The sequence below is a fragment of the Sporanaerobium hydrogeniformans genome, from assembly GCF_002735925.1.
GTDB lineage: Bacteria > Bacillota > Clostridia > Lachnospirales > Cellulosilyticaceae > Sporanaerobium > Sporanaerobium hydrogeniformans.
Window position 1 is genome coordinate 1 of record NZ_PEDL01000003.1, and the last position, 18,226, is coordinate 18,226.

Genomic DNA, 18,226 nt, shown 5'->3' on the forward strand with positions numbered 1-18,226 from the left:
CGGCGAAGTAGGCGGCGGAAAAATTACCATTAATGGCGGTACTGTTACTGCAACCGGTGGCACTGGCGGTGCGGGCATCGGCGGAGGCAACGCCGGCACAGGTGGAAAAATTACCATCAATGGCGGTACTGTTACTGCAATCGGCGGCACTGGCGGTGCAGACATCGGCGGCGGATCGGGAAGCGAAGGCGGTTCCACCACCATCACCGGTGGTTCGGTGAAAGTGACAAATGGGGGTATTGACCCCGCCCCAACAGCCGACGGCATAAACCCTGTTTACCTTGCAAAACTACCAGCAGACAGCTTTACAAGTGATACGGCAACACCGGTAAAGGTAGATGACAATGCGTTTAATATTCCAGCCAAGCACGACGGCGACGATAATTTCTATCTCTACCTGCCTGCAACAGGCACAGAGGTAAATGCAACCGTAGGCACAAGTAAATATACTTGTACTGTTGCGGAAAATGACAACAACGAGTTTGTGACAAAGACAGTCAATATCATTGACACTGAAAGCAAACTGAGAACTGCGATTGCAAACGCAGTAAGCGGTGAAACAATACAACTCGGAGGGGACATTACGGTTAACGCACCTGTAATCATCGACGCCGAAGACATCATTCTTGACCTAAACGGACATACCCTTTCAAGTGATACAAACACGATTAGACTAAGCGGCACTGCAAGCTTGGAAGTCAAAGATACAAGCGTAGGTGCCATCGGTGTATTGTCTACAACTAGTAGCTTCACCAGTACAATCGAAAACAAAAGTAGTGGCAGTGTTATTATTTCCGGCGGAACAGTGACTTCAAACGGTTATACCATTTTAAACATGGGCAGTGGAAATGTTACAGTTTCCGGCGGGACTGTGTCTGGTACTGCCTATACAATCTGGAACAATGGCGTGGGAACAGTCAATGTTTTAAGTGGTGCGGTGTCTTCGACAGGTGGCAATGGCATTGAATATGCAATAGTGAGTTACAGTGGCACAGTTAATGTTTCTGGAGGCACAATATCATCAACGTTAAATGTTTCTATTGTTTGTGGGGCTACATCAAACATATCTGGTGGTACACTGGCGAGTGTAAATACGAGTGTGTTAAACATTTCCGGGAATCCCACACTCACCGTTTCCTTAAATGCCTTGGCAAGCAAAAAGGTGAATATTACAGGAGAGCTTACAGGGGCAGATGGCAGTATTACACTCAATGGAGCATGGCTTACAACCACAACTAACGGAACTGCTGTTGCAACAGCGACAGTTGCCAGCTATGCAGATGTATCAAAGTTCACATTCACAAATGTAGATGGGAAAATACTTGTGAAAAATGGTGTGAACATCGAACTGGGGGAAAAGGCAACACTTTCTAACTGGGCAGATGGAATAACCGAAACTACCGATACATGGGACAACGGTGGAACCATCACCACAGCAGAAGATCTTGCACAGTTCGCCTATAATGTTAATCACGGTAAAGATTACGTCGGAAAAACAATTAAGCTCAGTGAGGATATTAATCTTTCTGAAAAAGATTGGACGCCAATTGGATATTATGATAATAATTATTTTAATTCTAGACCTTTTCAAGGTACTTTTGACGGAAACGGACATAAAATAACAGGGATTACAATTGGTTCTGTAAGCAAGCCAGAGAGTAAACATAAATATGTAAGTCTGTTTGGTTATATTCTTTGGAGTGATATTAAAAATCTTGGCGTAGAAGATGTAACCATTTATTCAAATTATAATGCGGATGGTGCATTCGTAGGTGGTTTGGTTGCAATGAATAAAGGAACGATTCAAAATTGCTATGCGACCGGAAATATTACCGCTGAAAACGGTGCCTTGGTTGGTGGCCTGGTCGGTTGGAATTTCGGTGGAACAATCAACAACTGCTTTGCAACAAGCAATTTGATTGGTGGAATCGATGCTAAGGTCGGTGGATTGGTAGGGCGTGATTCAGACGACAAAATTACAAACGGATATTGGAATAGCAACGCTGCACAAACGGTGAATAACTCAGTTCAAGCAAAAAAAGGTGTTGGAGATGGCACTGACAATGTAGCGGGTATGGACCAAAGCGACATGCAAGCCACAAGCTTTGTTTCAACCCTGAACGCAAATATTGATACCCTTGCAAACACAACCCTATATACATGGAAAGCCGTTTCAAACGATTACCCGACATTTTCAAATACCCTTTGGAGCGGCACTGTTACTCACACAATGAGTGGCACAATTAAGGACATGAACAACAATTTTGTTTCCGGAGCAACTGTCACCCTTACGCCGAACGCAGGCACTCCAAACCCTGCAACGACAGGAACTGATGGCAAATATACCATTGACAACGTACCGGACGGCAGTTATACGATTACAGTCACATTACCGAACGGCGGCGGAAGCTTCACAAAGGATGTCACCATTCCAGGCAGTAACTTTGATATCAAGCAGCCTACAACCCAAACCTACACCGTGGCTTATCATGCAAACGGCGGAACAGGCAGTATGATTGCACAAACCACAAATGTAGGCACGGCTACAACCGTCTCTGCAAATGCCTTTACCAAAACAGGCTTCGCCTTTGCCGGTTGGAATTCAGCGGCAAACGGCAGCGGTATTGCCTATGCTTCCGGTAGCACCGTTCCGTCCCAAACAGCAGGAACAAACGTAACTCTTTATGCCCAGTGGACAGAAACGACCTATTCTGTTTCAGGAATAGTTACTGATAACGCAGATAAAAACGCAAGCGGTGTAAGCGTGAAGCTGATGAAGGGGAAAACTCCAATCGGTTTGCAAGGTGTGACCACAACAGCAGACGGAAAGTTTACGATTACAGGGGTTCTGAACGGAACATATAACCTTGTGTTAGAAAAAGATGGTATGGTTGTTACCAAAAAGATTGTTGTGAACAGTGCAGACTATACCTTATCAGATATAATTAAGATGCCAAACGGCAAGATAAACAGTGTTGTTAAGGTGGAAGCAAACACACCTGATATTGTTGTTGGGAATCTTGATGTACAGTTTGACAGCTCGGATCTTATCCATGCCCAGACTGCAAATAACGCAGTTGAAATTAGGCTCGTTGCTGAGAAGAAGGCTGTCAATGACGTGCAGGCAGATGTAAATAAAATTGCAGCTGTAGCAAGCAATAAAACAGTAGGGCTTTATCTTGATTTATCGGTTACAAAAACAATTACGACCAATAGCGTTGTTAATAGCACAACGAAGATGTCAACATTGCCAAGCATAATTGAAATTATTATCCCACTGCCAGAGGAGCTTCAAGGCAAGGATGGACTCGTAGTTTACCGTGTACATAATGGTACAGCTGCAGCACTGCCAAATGGTTTAGCAAATGCAGTTGACGGAGAATATTTTGTAGTTAGCGGAAATTTTGTTACGATATACACCAAGAAATTCTCCACCTATGCAATAGCATATCAAACTATTACGCATCCGGTGATACCACCAACGGGCGGCGGTTCAGGCGGTCATTCAGGGGGGAGTGTAGCATTACCAACAATCACCACAGAACCAAGTGAAGGTGGTAAAATTACCATTAGCAATGATAAAAAGATTGCTACCATTACCCCTAATGATGGATATGTAATAGCAGATGTCATGGTAGATGGAAAGAGCATAGGTGCAAATGAAAAGTACACCTTTACAGACAGCAAAACTCACAAAATCAATGCTGTATTTGTAAAGAAAACTGCACTTCTTTACTACGATCAAAATGACGGAAAGGTTTATATTGGTTTTTCTTCGATTGCAGGAAATCTTTATAAATATATTGCACCTAATGGAGTTAACGTAAAGTATAAGGAAAATCCAAAGAATTTTGTGGATAATACCATCGCATGGGCAAAACCAAGCATTGATTTTGTTACTGAGCGAGAAATATTCCTTGGGACAACGCAAGATAAGTTTGGACCAAATGAAAGCATGACAAGAGCAATGTTTGTAACGGTTATTGGCAGACTTTATGAGCGTTCTTATGGTAACATTTCAGGAACAAGTACATTTTCTGATGTTGCTGCAAACGATTATTTCGCAAAGTATGTTGCATGGGCAAATGAAAACAGTATTATAAAGGGCATCGGAGAAAACAAGTTTGCGCCAAACGATAAAGTAACACGTGAGCAAATGGCAGTTATCATGCTAAACTTTGCAACCTTTCTAAAAAAGACAGAGGCTACTGGCAGTTCCCTTACATATGCCGATAGCACAAAGATTTCATCTTGGGCAATTGACGGAGCGAAATATTGTCAGGAAACAACAATAATCTCAGGCAGAGATGGAGGCAGCTTCGCACCACAAGAAAGTGCTACAAGAGCCGAAGTTGCAGTGGTAATTGAGAGGTTTGTTAAAACCATTGTGAAATAACAAAATACGAAAAGTATCTGACGATGCTAATGCGTTAAAAATAGGATTTTCGAGATTAAAGGATTTTCTGCTTATTATCCGGCAGAATCTTTTAACCTCGGGAATCCTTATTTTTATTTATTGAGAGAACAAGTCCACCTTAAAAATCTGCTTAGGGTTGTGGAGATGAGGTAGATGGCTGGATATAAGTTTTGATAAAGGCAGGGAGAAATCTTCTGTTATTAACAAATATCATCAAGTAGTTAATAAATAGAGTTAAATATATTGAAAGGCGACATATTTATGGCATAAAAATTTTGATATTTATAGTCAAAGCTTAGTACATTAAGGTGGAATTAGATAAATGAGCCAGGCGCTGATAACTAGTTTAGTATGGAAGAAGTAAAAGACTACTTAGAAGAGAGCTTATCAGATGCTATAGCTGTTATAAAAATAATTAGTACGGGACAACTTTTTTAATTACAAAGAAAAACAAATATCAAAAAAGTAATACGAAGCTACACTTTTCCGAGATAGGATGACTACAATTTCTATTATTTTGAAAGCAAAAATCTTTTAAGGTGTACCGAAAAGTTGGAGTATTCTTATTTAGTAAACTATATTGACTTTTGGAGTTAGTAATGCCATAGTTATATGGAGTATGTATACAGGTTCTAAGTAGAGGGTTAAAAACACTAGAAAACATCGTAAGAAAAATTTTGTATTTGATAAAGATAAACTATTGGAAAGAATAAGACATAAAGCCTAGGGTATAAGGTTTTAGGTAAACTATGATCGCCTGGTTTCCAAATGTTAAGTTTATAAGGGTTAAACGGGTAATACATAAGAAAGATTAAGCAACTTAGGAGGAGAAATAATGAAAATAGGGAGAAAGTTATTTTTAGGCTTTTAGCTGTTATTGTTAATTTTTCAATAGGTTTAGGGATTATGTATATTCAGCTTAAAGGGATTGAGGAAAATGTAGGTGAAATGGATAGAAGGTCCGAACGAGCGTTAGATTTGTCTGAAATTCTTAGTCTTCATAGAGCTAAAAGTATACAGCAGTTAGACTATATTTTAAATCCAAATGACCAATTTATAGATAATTATAAGGATAGGGTAACAAAGCAGGACGAATTATTTAATAAAATAGAATCCTTTATGAGAACAGAAGAACAGAAAAATCTATATTCACAGGTAATAGAGGCTAATCAAATCCTTAATGATACTTTCTTGAATCAAATGATTCCGTCTATTCAAAAGGGAGATAGTAATAAGGTACAAGAATTAAATCAGTCTATTGTTCAACCTCAAAGGAGAGTAGTTGTCGATAACTTAAACTTACTTATTAATACGGTCAATGAGGAAAAACAAAAAGCGATCACTCAAGCCTATAACAGAGTAGTTAACTCGATTCCTGTGTTGTTTATTGTAACGATTACTTCCGTGATTTTGGGCTTTGGTATTGCCATGCTTATGGGTAGAAAAATCTCTAATCCGATTAAAGAAATACAAGATGTTACGACTCGTATTGCAGATGGGGATTTAACTATAGAACATGTAAAAGTTCGCTCTCAGGATGAAATTGGTCAACTTACTCATGCGATTAATACGATGGCAGATAATATTAGGGATCTAGTCCGAGAAGCAGCAAGTATTTCCGAGAAAGTTGCCGCTTCAAGTGAAGAAATGATGGGTTCCTCAACCGAAATGACAAAGGCCATTGAACAAGTATCAGCGACAACAGAAGAATTAGCTTCAGGTGCTACAGCTCAGTCAACCCATGCTATTGAAACTTTAGCAGTCATTCAAACAGTCGCTGGAAATATAGATTCAATTCATCAGGATAGTAATGAAATGGCAGAAAGTTCCAAAAAAGCAAATGCTGCTTCTAAAAATGGACTGGAAAATGTTCATCAATCGATTAAACAAATGAGAATAATTGAAGAAAAAGTTTCTCATACTTCTTCTGTTATTCAAGAGCTAGGGGAAAAAACGGAAGAGATTAACCAAATTCTACAGGTTATCAATGATATCGCAGGGCAAACGAATTTGCTTGCTTTAAACGCTGCCATTGAAGCAGCTCGAGCTGGTGAACAAGGTCGCGGATTTGCTGTAGTAGCTGATGAGGTACGCAAGTTGGCAGAACAAGCAGCTAGATCAACTAACGAGATTGTACAAATTACGTGTGCGGTTCAAACAGAAGCTGAACAGGCTCAAGTCGCTATGAATGAAGTAGTTCAGGAAGTCCAGGCTGGTTCTGATGTGATCGATAGAACTGGCGAAGGATTTCAAGCAATAGTAGATATTATTGATGAAATGTCTATTATGATTCAAGGTGTTTCATTAGCAGCAAAACAAATTAATCAACAAAGCGGACAAGCTGTCAAAGCAGTTGAAAATATTGCAGCAATTACTGAAGAATCTTCGGCCGGTACACAAGAATTAGCGGCTACCATGGAACAACAAAATGCTTCGATGCAGGAGATTAATGCAATGGCTAGTAATTTGGCTGAAATGGCGGAACAACTTAATCTAAGTATTACTAGATTCAATTACTAAGGAATGGGCTAGCTTTTTTAATTATCTTCTTGCTACAATTGAATCGGATACACTGCAACTCTTGGGCCAAAAGATGAAAATAAACCATTCAAATAATTTTTGTTTAGATAAAACCTTTCACTTTTATGGTGAAAGTTTTTTAGGAGTTCTATGTCAACAGTTGGGGTATCCCAAGTATAGCCATTTGTAAAAAGTGTAGCAAATGAATTTAAAATACCTTTAATTCAGCTATTCATAGTTTGAGTAGCAGTAACAAAATGAGACAAACCACTCTTTTCAGCACAAACAATCCAGTTGATTAGGCGGTCTTTAGCAGTACTATAGCTGGGTGAAACATAACATTTATCAATAGCTAGTAATTTTGGAAGAACTACTGGGTTATAAGACAGATTATTAAATATACGAACAACTGTTGTAATAGAAGAATTCATGCCATGAGCTTACTGGCGAAGACAGATAAATACTTAACCGGCTAAAGGTGGTAATCATGTATAGTGCTCGTGACATAACCACAACAAGGGCAACAGTGAGGTTTTCTTTCCATTTGGATATCTATAATGGTGGTACCACATCATCATAGATATCTTTTTTTAAACACCTAATAATTTAAGAAACTTTTGGGAATAATAAGAAGAGAGCATAGTCATCAAATCCTTTCTAGTATGTCGTTATACTTAGGATTGTTGAATATGCTCTTCTTTTATGCACACATATTTTATTTACACCCCAACATTTATTATAGAGCCTATATTTTTAATATAGAGCTAATCATGTTTCATGTCGAAAAAATCATGTTTCATGCAGCGAATGGTTTTGTAGAAAGATTTCTGATAGATTGAATGTGGAGAATAGATGTTATTTGGTTCAATTAATAAAGGAGGAAAAATTATGAAAAAGCGATTTATGGGCATACTGCTTACTTTGTGCATGGTATTAACCCTGCTCCCCACAACGGTGCTAGCGGCGATAAATGTGACCATACTGTCCTACCCAGCAAAAACCGAATATACGGTTGGCGAGGGATTTGACCGAACCGGGATTAAAGCGGTGGTTACTATAGGTGGCGAAAAAAAGGACATATCTAACGAAATCAGTTTCAGAAACTCCGGTAACGTGACGTTGAAACAAGGTACGGTATTTGCGACTAAAGCAGGAAAGCAGGAGATTACTCTGCGGTGGACTGCTCCGGGCGAAAAAACAAGTCAAATCGTGGGAAAGTATACTGTTACATCGTCTGGCGAATATGTTGCCCCAGTGCAGGTCGCGCCCACGCCGGTTGCGGCTACTTATCAATTATACGATGCGATGGACAACGGCTGGTACAGCATCCGTCTTGGCTACCTAACCCAGCATGACACGTTTATCACTATCGATGCCGCAGGGAATGCGGTGCTGCGCGAAGGCGGCAGAGATACGAAATTTTATATTGAGAAAAAACGCATTGTAGATCGTGACTGGGCTGAAATAACCATAAAAATGCCGGATGGGCGCTATTTGGGAACTTTGGGCGAAATCGATGACAGAGCGATGTATAAGGTCGGTACGAACCCGGTCTACCGATCAAAGCCGGATGGCGACATCGTCGGAAAGCTTCCGGCAGGCACCATTCTGGAAGTGACCGAGATAAAGGGCGACTGGGCAAAGGTAAAGTATGAAGGCCAAGCGTATTATATGTGGGCTGCCAGACTGACAAAAGTGAATGGGGGCAGCGCACGGGTGGCGGCTGTGGATCAGCCTTATTTATGGCAAATAGAATATTCCTATGACACGAGTCAGGTTGCGATGCGCCCCGCCGAGAACCCAAAAATGATGGTCAAGCCTGCGGAAAAAACATATCCGGACGGGGCAAAGGCGATCCTGTCTGAATACATCCCCTACCTTAAAAATATTAGCTTTGAGGATTGGGGAAGAAGCATTAATAATATGGAAATGGCAGAATTGCTCGACGGCGTGTTCTTCACTTTAGGGCTCTATGGTCCCTACTCTGAAGAGAATTTGTTGAAATGGAACAGTGATATACCCAATGACAAACTCAATAGCATGCTAATTGGTAAAATAGACCGGTTATACGGTTGGCGGGTCTTTACCAATCCAAACATGGATTGGCGTGGGGTTCCCACCTATGGAGAGTTTACCTCTTACTTAATTAAGCTCATGGACTATAACAAAAGCAAGAGTAGTACCAAATTTTCCGCTTTCACCAATGACACCATCAAAAGCTTTGCCATAGGCGGTGACACTAGCCCAAACGCAAAAATCACATGGGAGCAGGCGTCAACCCTCCAACATAAGACCATCCAATGGGCGGCAGCAGAATGGGTAAGAATCGGCGAAAAGAGTGGGCTAGGATACAAAGTGGAGACTCACCTGTTGGACGCGCCGTGGAATCTGACATCCTCCGGGTATATCCCGCTCAGCATGTCATCCACACCGACACCTGCGCGGCGTTGAAAAAATCATGTTTCATGTAGCGGACGGTTTTGGGTGGCAGGGTTTTGATAGAGTAAACGCATGGGACTTTGCCCTATACAACCTAACAGAAAACGGAGGATTTAGAAATGAAAAAGTTACCTCGTTCCCAGCGATTTTGGTGAATTTAACGACAAAGACGGCTACGCTGTGGCTGAAGGTCCTAACGCCAGCATTGTCGTAACAATTGCGAGCAACATATTATTTTTACTTACACCGCAGGAGCAAATTCCTCCCTTGAGGCGAATCTAGCCGATATACTTCCGAGTATCACATTGGAGTAATCACGTATATAGGCAACAAAATGGACAGACGGACAAAACCACAGTCTGTCTGCCCATTAAAAAATAAAAAAAGGAGACTTTATTATGCTGCCAACTTTCATCACAATCGCCGTAATTATTGCGGTCATTGTTCTATGGATCATCTCCACCCAGCGCAGACTGGTGGTGCTGGAAGAAAATATCAGCAATGCCATGAGCCAGATCGGGGTGCAGCTGTCAAGCCGTTTTGACGCTCTGACGGCTCTTTTGGATTTGACAAAGGGCTATGCGGGGTACGAAAGCGAAACGTTGATTGAGACAATCAAATCAAGAAGAAGCGTCATCACGGCAAAATCCACACCGGATGATGTGATGCGTCAGGAAGGGATTATTGCCGAAGCCTTGGGCAGGATTGCCATGGTAACGGAGCAGTACCCCGACCTGAAAGCCAATCAAAATTACATCAAAACCATGGACGCAGTGCAGATCTTTGAAAATATGGTGCGGACTAGCCGTCTGATCTACAACAACAGTGTAACAAAGCTGAACCGTGAAATCCGAATGTTCCCGGTCTCCATGATCGCCGGGATGCTGGGCTTTCGGCAAAGAGAATATCTTGTGGAGCAGGCTGACAAGGCGGATATGCCCAGCATGAAATGAGGTTCCGGATGTGCAAAAAAGTGAGCGGCCTGATTCTATGCATTGCCTTATTATTTGTCCTCCCTCCCCCGGCTTTTGCGGCAAATCAGTTCAATACCATGGATATTCAGGCTGGCATTTACGAGGACGGCGGCTTCTTATTCCGTCGGGCGGGGGAGGCGAAGGAATGCCCCTACTGCGAGAAGAACCATATTCGCCTGGCCACCGAGGAAGAAACCGGGAGGCTGGAGAAGCTTTTAGAACAAGGAAAACCAATTTTACGAATCAAGGAGGAATAGACATTATGAAAAAAATACTCAGTATGTTTTTGGTGCTATGCATGGTTGTGATCATGCTACCGGCGCAGGCAATGGCGGCGCATGATATAAACGTTATGGTAAGTGACGATGCCCCAGCCATCACCACACATCCGGCTGACGCGGCGGTCACCGTGGGTGACAATACCAACTTCACAGTTGCGGCAACGGGAATAGATTTAAGATACCAGTGGCAGCTTAACGACGGCTCGGGCTTTAAGAACATCGAGGATGGCGGCGTATACAGCGGCACCACAACGGCGACGCTATCTATCACCGGGGCATCCCAAGAGATGGGTGGCTATCAGTACCGCGCCGTCGTTAGCACCACAGGGATTAGCATCCCCTCAAATCCGGCAAAACTGACCCTCATCGTCCGGCCCGTCATCACAGCTGTCAGCGACGATAGTGGTATTTCGGCGAGCGACGGGTACACAAATGATTCCACGCTGAACATAAGCGGAACCTCTACACCAAACGCCATGGTCGAACTTTTCGAAGACAATATTTGGATCGGCACCACATCAGCAGACGGGTCCGGAGCATGGAGCTTCGATTATACCGGAACAACGTTGGCGGAGGGTACATATGCCTTCACTGCGAGTGCCAGCTCTTCCGGGATAACCGTAAGCACTGTCAGCCCCTTTTCCGTGACGATTGACCGGACGCCTCCGTCCGCGCCAGTCATATTATCCGGTGCAGACGGCACAACAAGCGACACTACCCCAACCTTTACGGGAACGGCGGAGCCAAACAGCGTGGTAAGTCTCTATGACACCGACGGAGCTACGGTTCTTGGTACAGCGAACACCGATGCTGGCGGCAACTGGAGCATAACCTCGTCTGTTCTCAGCGTGGAGTCGCATACAATTACAGCCAAAGCCGCTGATTTAGCGGGCAATGTAAGCATTGCATCCAACGAGCGAACCATCCACATAACCGCGCCGACACCCATACTTACCCCCCTGCCCACACCCTCCATCCAAATTGACTATGTCAGCGAGGCGCTGACGGGTTTTGTGTCGGACGGACAATATAGTATTAACGGCAGCGCTTCGTTCACGATATCCTACGGCGAAGTATTTCCCATCTATTCACAATGGATGGGAAGAAGTGTATCCATTGTCCGCAAGGGCAACGGTACTACCACCTCGGACAGCTCCGCTCAGACGCTTTCCATTCCCGTTCGCCCCGCCGCGCCCACCAACAGCGACTATACGGTGGAGCATGAAACCACAGCAGGCGCAAATGACGGCAAGCTAAAAGTAACCATCGCGGATTGCGAGTATAGGTCCTTGAACCACTACAGTGGATTTGGCTGGATATTCCCCAGAATGAATGGAAGGAAAACTTGGTCCCGGACACATACTATGTGCGCAAAAAGGCGGTAGAGGGCATCTCCTTTGCAAGCAATAATAGTACAGCGGTTGTCATTAATGCAGGTGCACCTGCACCCGCACCCAACCTTTCCGTCACCGATGTCACTCTTGACGCCGTTACCGTGGGTTATAGGTCGACCGCCTACCAAAATATCGTCATCACCAACAGCAGCGATGCGCAGGCGATCATTACCAGTGTGACAACTGACCACCCATCCGTGTTTTCGATACATTCTGGCCAATCCTTCGTTGCTGCCAACAGCAGCATCAACTCATGGCAAATAAGGGCTGCAACGGGTCTTGCGGTGGGCACATATACCGCCACCATCACCGTCACTTATGACGGCGGACGCACCGCAACGGCAGCAGTTTCCATCATTGTAAACGCAGTGGGCAACTATACCGTCATCTTCAACCCGAATGGGGGTACGGTCAGTGAAGCTTCACGTTCGGTTGCACCCGATACGGCGGTAGGAGTACTCCCAACACCGACACGTTTTGGCAGTTACAGCTTTAACGGCTGGTACACGGCGACAAGTGGTGGAACGCAGATCTCCGCAAGCACAACCGTCAGTGCAAATGTGATCTACTATGCCCATTGGACTTACACAGGAGGTGGTGGCTCTGGAAGTGGCGGAGGAAACTCCTCAAATGACAACAGCAGTCCTGTCATCGTCACCCTACCCACATCGGACAAGCCGAATTCACCCACACAGGGGGAAATCAAGGTTCCAGGTGCAGTGGACAGCAAAGGCAATGTCACAGTGAGCATCATTGACAAAAGTGTGACCGACGCCTTTGACAAGGCATTGGTTGAAGCCACGAAAAACGGCATTGAACAAAATGGCATCACGGTGGTTCTCCATGTGGATACCAGAAGCAAGACCGGGTCTCATGTTACAGTCAATCTACCAAAAGCTGTGCAAGATACTATCATTGCGAAGAAAATCGTCAACACCGTTGTGGTGGTGGACAATCCTGACATCAGAGTCGGCATGGACTTGGCAACTGTGAAAGAAATCAACAGACAGGCAAAATCTGATGTAAATATCACCGCCATCCGCACAGATAGTGGTAAACTGACAGCCGAGGCGAAAAAGGCGATTGGTAGCCGTCCGGTATTTGACCTCAAGGTAAACTACGGCAACGGCAAGGTAGTCAGTAGCTTCGGCGTAGGCAGCGTATCGATAACCATCCCATATACCCTCGGTGTAAATGAAAAGGCCGAGAATGTGCAGGCTGTGTATGTGGACAGCAAGGTGCATTGGCTGGTAAACTCGGTCTATGACAGTGTGGAAAAGGTACTGCGTTTCAGCACCGATCATTTTTCCACCTACGGTATCGGCTATAAACAGGCCAATACGGCATTTACGGACATTGCAGGCCACTGGGCAAAGGAAGATATTGAGTTTGTAGTAAGTCGTGGATTGTTCAGCGGCACTTCTGAAACCAAGTTCAGCCCGAATACCACCATGACAAGAGGAATGTTCGTCACCGCCCTCGGACGCTTGGCAAACGCCGATGTAAGCGGTTACGCAAAGAGCAGCTTCAGCGATGTGAAGGACGATGCCTACTATATGGGCTGCATTGAGTGGGCAAATAAAAACAACATCATAAGCGGGGTTGGTAATGGAAAGTTTGCCCCCGATCAGTCCATCACTCGTGAGCAGATGGTCGTCATTATGAGCAACTATGCCAAGACCATGGGTTATACTTTGCCGAAGGTTCATGTGGAAAACATCTTTGCCGATAACGCTAAAATCAATGCCTACGCAAAGGAAGCCGTGAAGCAGATGCACATGGCAGGCGTGATCAGCGGCAAAAATGGCAATCTCTTTGACTCACAGGGTACGGCTACAAGAGCCGAGGTATCTGCTGTGCTGTGCCACTTTGTGGAGCTGGCGATTTCCAGTGACACGACACAAGGCTGGACTGCACCATGAGCGAACTGGAACGGCTAAATAATAAGAATAGGTTTAACCTTATCCAGTAGGGTGATATACAGCAGGTTCCAGAGAAATAAGTTTGAAAGTCAGCATTTACATAGCTCTATGAGACTGAGAAAAGGCAGGCTGTCCCACCAAGGGAATAGCCTGCCTTTTCTGTTTGCTTGAACCAATTGGATTACAAAAATATTCTCGAAGGCTTCTGAATAAGATATTTTTGGGAGAGAATTCGAGCCAGAAGCAAAACACGTCCAAAGATATGATTTTGGACGTGACAGAGTGATTTAGATGTCTTTCGGATTTAGTGAGGTTGTGTGGTCAGGAGAGATGTGGTAAAATTATATATTTAATGAAAGATTAAATTTTATGAGGTAAATTATGATATTCCAAAAATCTTTACTACAAGAAATAGGTATTTATCAATATGGGTTAATTGATACAAAACAGATTATTTTTTCAGGTGAAGTTCGTAGGTTGTGTGAAGGTAATGTTTGTAGAAACTACGGCACTACGTGGGCCTGCCCACCTGCTATTGGTACGTTTGATGAATGTAAAGAAAAAAGTTTAGAATATGACATGGCATTAGTTTTTAATGCAAAATATAATTTGGAAGATTCTTTTGATTATGAAGGTATGTTATTTGGGCACAAAGAGTTTAAAAAAGTTTGTGACAATCTAGCTAGTTTAGTGAAAGAGAAACTAACGGATTATTTGTTATTATCAAATGAAGGTTGTATCAGATGTAGTAATTGTACCTACCCACATTATCCATGTAGATTCCCTGAAAAGCTCTTTCCGTCTGTTGAGGGTTTTGGAATAAGGATCGATGCTCTTGCTAAATCGGCAAACATTAAATATATTAACGGAGAGAATACTGTTACATATTTTGGGTTACTACTTTATTAAAAGCCGGATATATAAGCCCTTAAGCAAAAAAGCAGAAAAATTGGCTTTCGAACCAGTCGTTTGTGAAGAAATATGGGTTTGAGGTTGTGGACAGTACTGATTACGGCTATGAGCTGCTTGCACTCTCCTTTGACGGAGCAATGCCACGGTTTACACAGAAAGTGAAAAATAGCAAAATAGACAGCGATGAATTGACGATTTACTACGATATGCAGTGCCCATTTGTCTATCAAAACATTGAAAAGCTGAAAGTGTTTTGTGAAACAGAAGGTATCAGTGCCATTTTCAATCAAGTGGATACGCTGGAGCAAGCGAAAGAACTGCCCTGCGTGTTCAACAACTACAGCATATTTTATAAGAGAGAATTTGAAACGGTGAATCAGGTGGATGTTGCCTACATAAAAAGGCTTCTGAAGAAAGGTGATCAATAAATGAAATATCAAGGTGATAAAATCTGAGCCACATAATATGGAGCTGTATTTTGAGGAAGATGACTTTGACTGTTTTATCGCAAAGCTGAAAGCCCACAATGATATACGGTATTTAGATAAAGAAGTGAAAGAGGCAAGTTGGGGGCAGCGATCCATCAAGTTTTATGATCCGGATGGGCATATTATAGAAGTTGGCGAAAATATGAAAATGGTTGTGAAACGTTTTCTGGATTCAGGTATGTCAATGGATGAAGTCTCGAAACGCATGGATGTGTCCGTGTAGGATTTGAAAATACTTTTAAATGATTAAGACAAAACTCAGCACAAAAAATCGGGAGTAATAACTTCTAAAGTAATATACTGAGATCACAGATAGGAGGTGAAACCATGAGATGGACAGAATGTATCAGCGATGCTATCACTTTTATTGAGGACAATATCGCTGAAGAAATCACAGTGGAAGATATAGCAAAAGAGGTGCACCTCTCGCCCTTCTATTTTCAAAAGGGATTTGCTATGCTCTGTGATTTTACGGTAAGCGATTATATCCGAAATAGGCGACTTGCCCTTGCCGGAAGTGAAATTGCGGCAACAGAAGCAAAAATCATTGATGTTGCGGTCAAATATGGCTACGATTCTCCTGACAGCTTCACAAAGGCATTTACTCGTTTTCATGGCTGCACTCCTACCGCTGTGAGGAAAGACGGTGCGAGCATCAAATCTTTTGCACCGATTTCTGTCAAATTCACTTTAGAAGGAGGCTATTCTATGGACTACAAAATTATAGAAAAAGAAGCTTTTACTGTTGTGGGACTGCAAAGAACATTTAAGTATGATGAGGCAATGACTGAAGTACCAAAGCTTTGGAGCGAGTTTCACCAAATGGCACAGGGCAAGGCGATCTGCCCCATGTACGGCATCAATGCAGATGAATTTATGGAGGGAAATGAGTTTGAATACACCATCGCTGATAATTACGATGCATCAAAGGAAATTCCCGATGACTTCACCATAAAGGTAATCCCGAAATTCACATGGGCGGTATTTACCTGCAAGGGCAAGATGCCTGATGTGATGCAAAAGGTCAATAAACAAATCTATTCTGAGTGGCTACCAAATTGTAAGGAGTACGAAATTGCCGCAGGTTACTGTATCGAGATGTATGAAGACCCAACAGAATATCCAAACGGTGTCCAGGACGAAAATTATTACAGCGAGATTTGGATACCGGTTAAACGTAAATAAAAAAGAAAACCTCTTACGACTATCATTTCTGATAACCGCAAGAGGTTTTTTGTCTATTCAGATATTTATGAGGTTTTTCCTAAAAATAGGTATAGTTCCCCTTACCCTTACCCCAATTTTCTCCCGCCCTATTCAATTAGATCATGTACTTATGTCGTATCAAAAGCTAATAAATATTATTATTGCATAATGATTTATAATATAGATATGAGGTATTAGAAAATAACATGTATTCTCAGCGTACATATGTTATAGACGGTAAGATATTTTCATACTGATAATAATTATAGTTACTACACGGATAAGGATTTCTGTACACAAAAAAACAGAATAACAAGAATTAATAAATTAAATCTAGAATCTGAAGTAGTAAAAGAAATAGACCATTCTAAAATTAAAGGAAGAATAGAGATTATTTATATAATAGGAGGAAATGTATGGAGTTTATTTTTATTTTAACTAAGTATAATGATAAATCATTCAAGCCACAAGTAAGTAAGGCATTAGAAAAGAGAACAGAATTAGTTTCAAGAACAGAACACCCCCAGATGTGGAAATGTGTAGATAAAATGAACTTGAAGGCAAAAGCCTCCGAAGAAGTGCTGAAAAAGCGACATAGTAGATATAAGCTATATGGAATATTATTACTGATTCTAGGTTTTTTTCTATTAATCCCTTCATTAATGGAACCTAGGGAAATGCTAATACCGTTACTAGTAAGTACCTTTACAATTGGTATAGGAATATTAAATTTTAGGTATGCAAGAAAATCGAAAAAGGTAAAGCTAACATCATTTGATAAAGCTGCAATAAAGCTATTTAGTGAATATGAAAAAATCCCTATGGTTACAGTTACCTTTACTAATGATAAAGTTCAATTAGTAGGAAATGTTACAATTGGTTATAGTGAAATAGAAAAAATTTTCATCACAGAGGATTTGTTTATCTTAATTTGGAATAAAAGAATTGCTGTTTTACAAAAGAAGGATTTATCGTCTTATAATGTAGAAGAATTTATAAGCTTTATTACATACAAATCACATAATTTATTTGAAATAGTGAATATCAGTGAATAAAACGAACAAAAGTAAAAAATGGAAACAGAGATTTATTTCTCAGCTTCCATTTAGCTTATTTGGCACATTAAATATTAAAATCTTCTGACTTGAAAGTACTGTAGTACCGTCCTTGATTAGCAGTGAATTTCAGTACGCAGTAGTCTGGATCAGCTACCCCTTTTGGGTAATACATCGTATCGCTTTTACGCCAAATCATTTCCTTGGTTAAGCTATCTTCAAGGACTTCCATTGTGCCCTTTAGCATAACTCCCCTAAAAAATCGTTTATCACAAAAATAAATACAGGCATTAGGATTTTCTCTATACTGTGTCACACGCATGGATGATGTGTTGGTTGTAAAATAGAAAACTCGGATTCCTTCTCTCTTTCTTGGCGGTAGCATTGCTTTTGTATTAGGGAAACCAGCCGAATCCATGGAGCTTATGAACGAAACGGCTTGTTTATCAATTAAATTTCCGATCGTTTTTTCTGTATCTTTCATATTATCATCCTCCTTATATGTAAATTATAAGAGCATAATGCAGAGAAGTAAAGTAGCCACTTTTTTGTGAGTAAGGTTAATCAATAAATCCCTTTTCCCACAAGATGTGATCCATACAGTTTTCTTCCATAAAA

General features: G+C 41.9%; 11 protein-coding genes, 2 pseudogenes and 1 riboswitch. Of the genes and pseudogenes, 12 read left to right on the forward strand and 1 reads right to left on the reverse strand.

What is annotated here, in order from left to right; genetic code table 11:
- The 12 genes and pseudogenes from CS063_RS04815 to CS063_RS04870 all read left to right on the forward strand — a co-directional run.
- On the forward strand, positions 1-4,396 hold a 4,396-nt coding region (locus CS063_RS04815; RefSeq protein ID WP_180270690.1), incomplete at its 5' end, for an S-layer homology domain-containing protein.
- 702 nt (positions 4,397-5,098) lie between these two features.
- A riboswitch (cyclic di-GMP riboswitch) is annotated at positions 5,099-5,186 on the forward strand.
- A 137-nt stretch (positions 5,187-5,323) separates the two neighbouring features.
- Positions 5,324-6,937 carry a methyl-accepting chemotaxis protein gene (locus tag CS063_RS04820; RefSeq protein ID WP_099448562.1) on the forward strand — a complete coding sequence of 538 codons (1,614 nt, stop codon included), beginning with the start codon at positions 5,324-5,326 and terminating at the stop codon, positions 6,935-6,937.
- Positions 6,938-7,825: 888 nt separating this feature from the next.
- The gene (locus tag CS063_RS04825; RefSeq protein WP_099448563.1) at positions 7,826-9,388 is read left to right on the forward strand and encodes a bacterial Ig-like domain-containing protein; all 1,563 of its coding nucleotides are present in this window, start codon (positions 7,826-7,828) and stop codon (positions 9,386-9,388) included.
- A gap of 386 nt (positions 9,389-9,774) precedes the next feature.
- Positions 9,775-10,329, forward strand: a complete 555-nt coding sequence (locus CS063_RS04830; protein WP_099448564.1) for a LemA family protein — start codon at positions 9,775-9,777, stop codon at positions 10,327-10,329.
- 8 nt (positions 10,330-10,337) lie between these two features.
- Complete coding sequence (locus tag CS063_RS04835) at positions 10,338-10,607, forward strand: hypothetical protein (RefSeq protein WP_308415431.1); 270 nt, start codon at positions 10,338-10,340, stop codon at positions 10,605-10,607.
- Between the two features lie 5 nt (positions 10,608-10,612).
- A complete protein-coding gene (locus tag CS063_RS04840; RefSeq protein ID WP_099448565.1) occupies positions 10,613-12,016 on the forward strand; it encodes an Ig-like domain-containing protein in 1,404 nt (467 codons plus the stop codon).
- Positions 11,998-13,947 carry an S-layer homology domain-containing protein gene (locus CS063_RS04845; RefSeq protein ID WP_143452447.1) on the forward strand — a complete coding sequence of 650 codons (1,950 nt, stop codon included), beginning with the start codon at positions 11,998-12,000 and terminating at the stop codon, positions 13,945-13,947. The genes CS063_RS04840 and CS063_RS04845 overlap by 19 nt, the downstream gene beginning before the upstream one ends.
- A gap of 381 nt (positions 13,948-14,328) precedes the next feature.
- Positions 14,329-14,856: a DUF2284 domain-containing protein gene (locus CS063_RS04850; RefSeq protein WP_099448567.1), complete on the forward strand. Its 528-nt coding sequence runs from the start codon at positions 14,329-14,331 to the stop codon at positions 14,854-14,856.
- Positions 14,857-14,879: 23 nt separating this feature from the next.
- Positions 14,880-15,287 (forward strand): annotated as a pseudogene (locus tag CS063_RS04855) (YoaP domain-containing protein); the annotation flags it as partial.
- A 16-nt stretch (positions 15,288-15,303) separates the two neighbouring features.
- Positions 15,304-15,570: pseudogene (locus CS063_RS04860) on the forward strand (glyoxalase); the annotation flags it as partial.
- A 104-nt stretch (positions 15,571-15,674) separates the two neighbouring features.
- Positions 15,675-16,532, forward strand: coding sequence for an AraC family transcriptional regulator (locus CS063_RS04865; protein WP_099448570.1), 858 nt, complete (start codon positions 15,675-15,677; stop codon positions 16,530-16,532).
- 437 nt (positions 16,533-16,969) lie between these two features.
- Entirely contained in the window at positions 16,970-17,608 is a 639-nt protein-coding gene (locus tag CS063_RS04870; protein WP_099448571.1) for a YcxB family protein, read from the forward strand.
- A 67-nt stretch (positions 17,609-17,675) separates the two neighbouring features.
- On the opposite strand, the gene CS063_RS04875 is transcribed toward CS063_RS04870, so the two are convergent.
- Positions 17,676-18,092: a pyridoxamine 5'-phosphate oxidase family protein gene (locus CS063_RS04875; protein ID WP_099448572.1), complete on the reverse strand. Its 417-nt coding sequence runs from the start codon at positions 18,090-18,092 to the stop codon at positions 17,676-17,678.
- Positions 18,093-18,226 lie beyond the last annotated feature (134 nt).

Excerpts from the sequence above, each read along its gene's own strand:
- CS063_RS04820 (WP_099448562.1), top strand. The coding sequence starts at position 5,324 with ATGTATATTCAGCTTAAAGGGATTGAGGAAAATGTAGGTGAAATGGAT.
- CS063_RS04825 (WP_099448563.1), top strand. The coding sequence starts at position 7,826 with ATGAAAAAGCGATTTATGGGCATACTGCTTACTTTGTGCATGGTATTA.
- CS063_RS04830 (WP_099448564.1), top strand. The coding sequence starts at position 9,775 with ATGCTGCCAACTTTCATCACAATCGCCGTAATTATTGCGGTCATTGTT.
- CS063_RS04835 (WP_308415431.1), top strand. The coding sequence starts at position 10,338 with ATGTGCAAAAAAGTGAGCGGCCTGATTCTATGCATTGCCTTATTATTT.
- CS063_RS04840 (WP_099448565.1), top strand. The coding sequence starts at position 10,613 with ATGAAAAAAATACTCAGTATGTTTTTGGTGCTATGCATGGTTGTGATC.
- CS063_RS04850 (WP_099448567.1), top strand. The coding sequence starts at position 14,329 with ATGATATTCCAAAAATCTTTACTACAAGAAATAGGTATTTATCAATAT.
- CS063_RS04865 (WP_099448570.1), top strand. The coding sequence starts at position 15,675 with ATGAGATGGACAGAATGTATCAGCGATGCTATCACTTTTATTGAGGAC.
- CS063_RS04870 (WP_099448571.1), top strand. The coding sequence starts at position 16,970 with ATGGAGTTTATTTTTATTTTAACTAAGTATAATGATAAATCATTCAAG.
- CS063_RS04875 (WP_099448572.1), bottom strand. The coding sequence starts at position 18,092 with ATGAAAGATACAGAAAAAACGATCGGAAATTTAATTGATAAACAAGCC.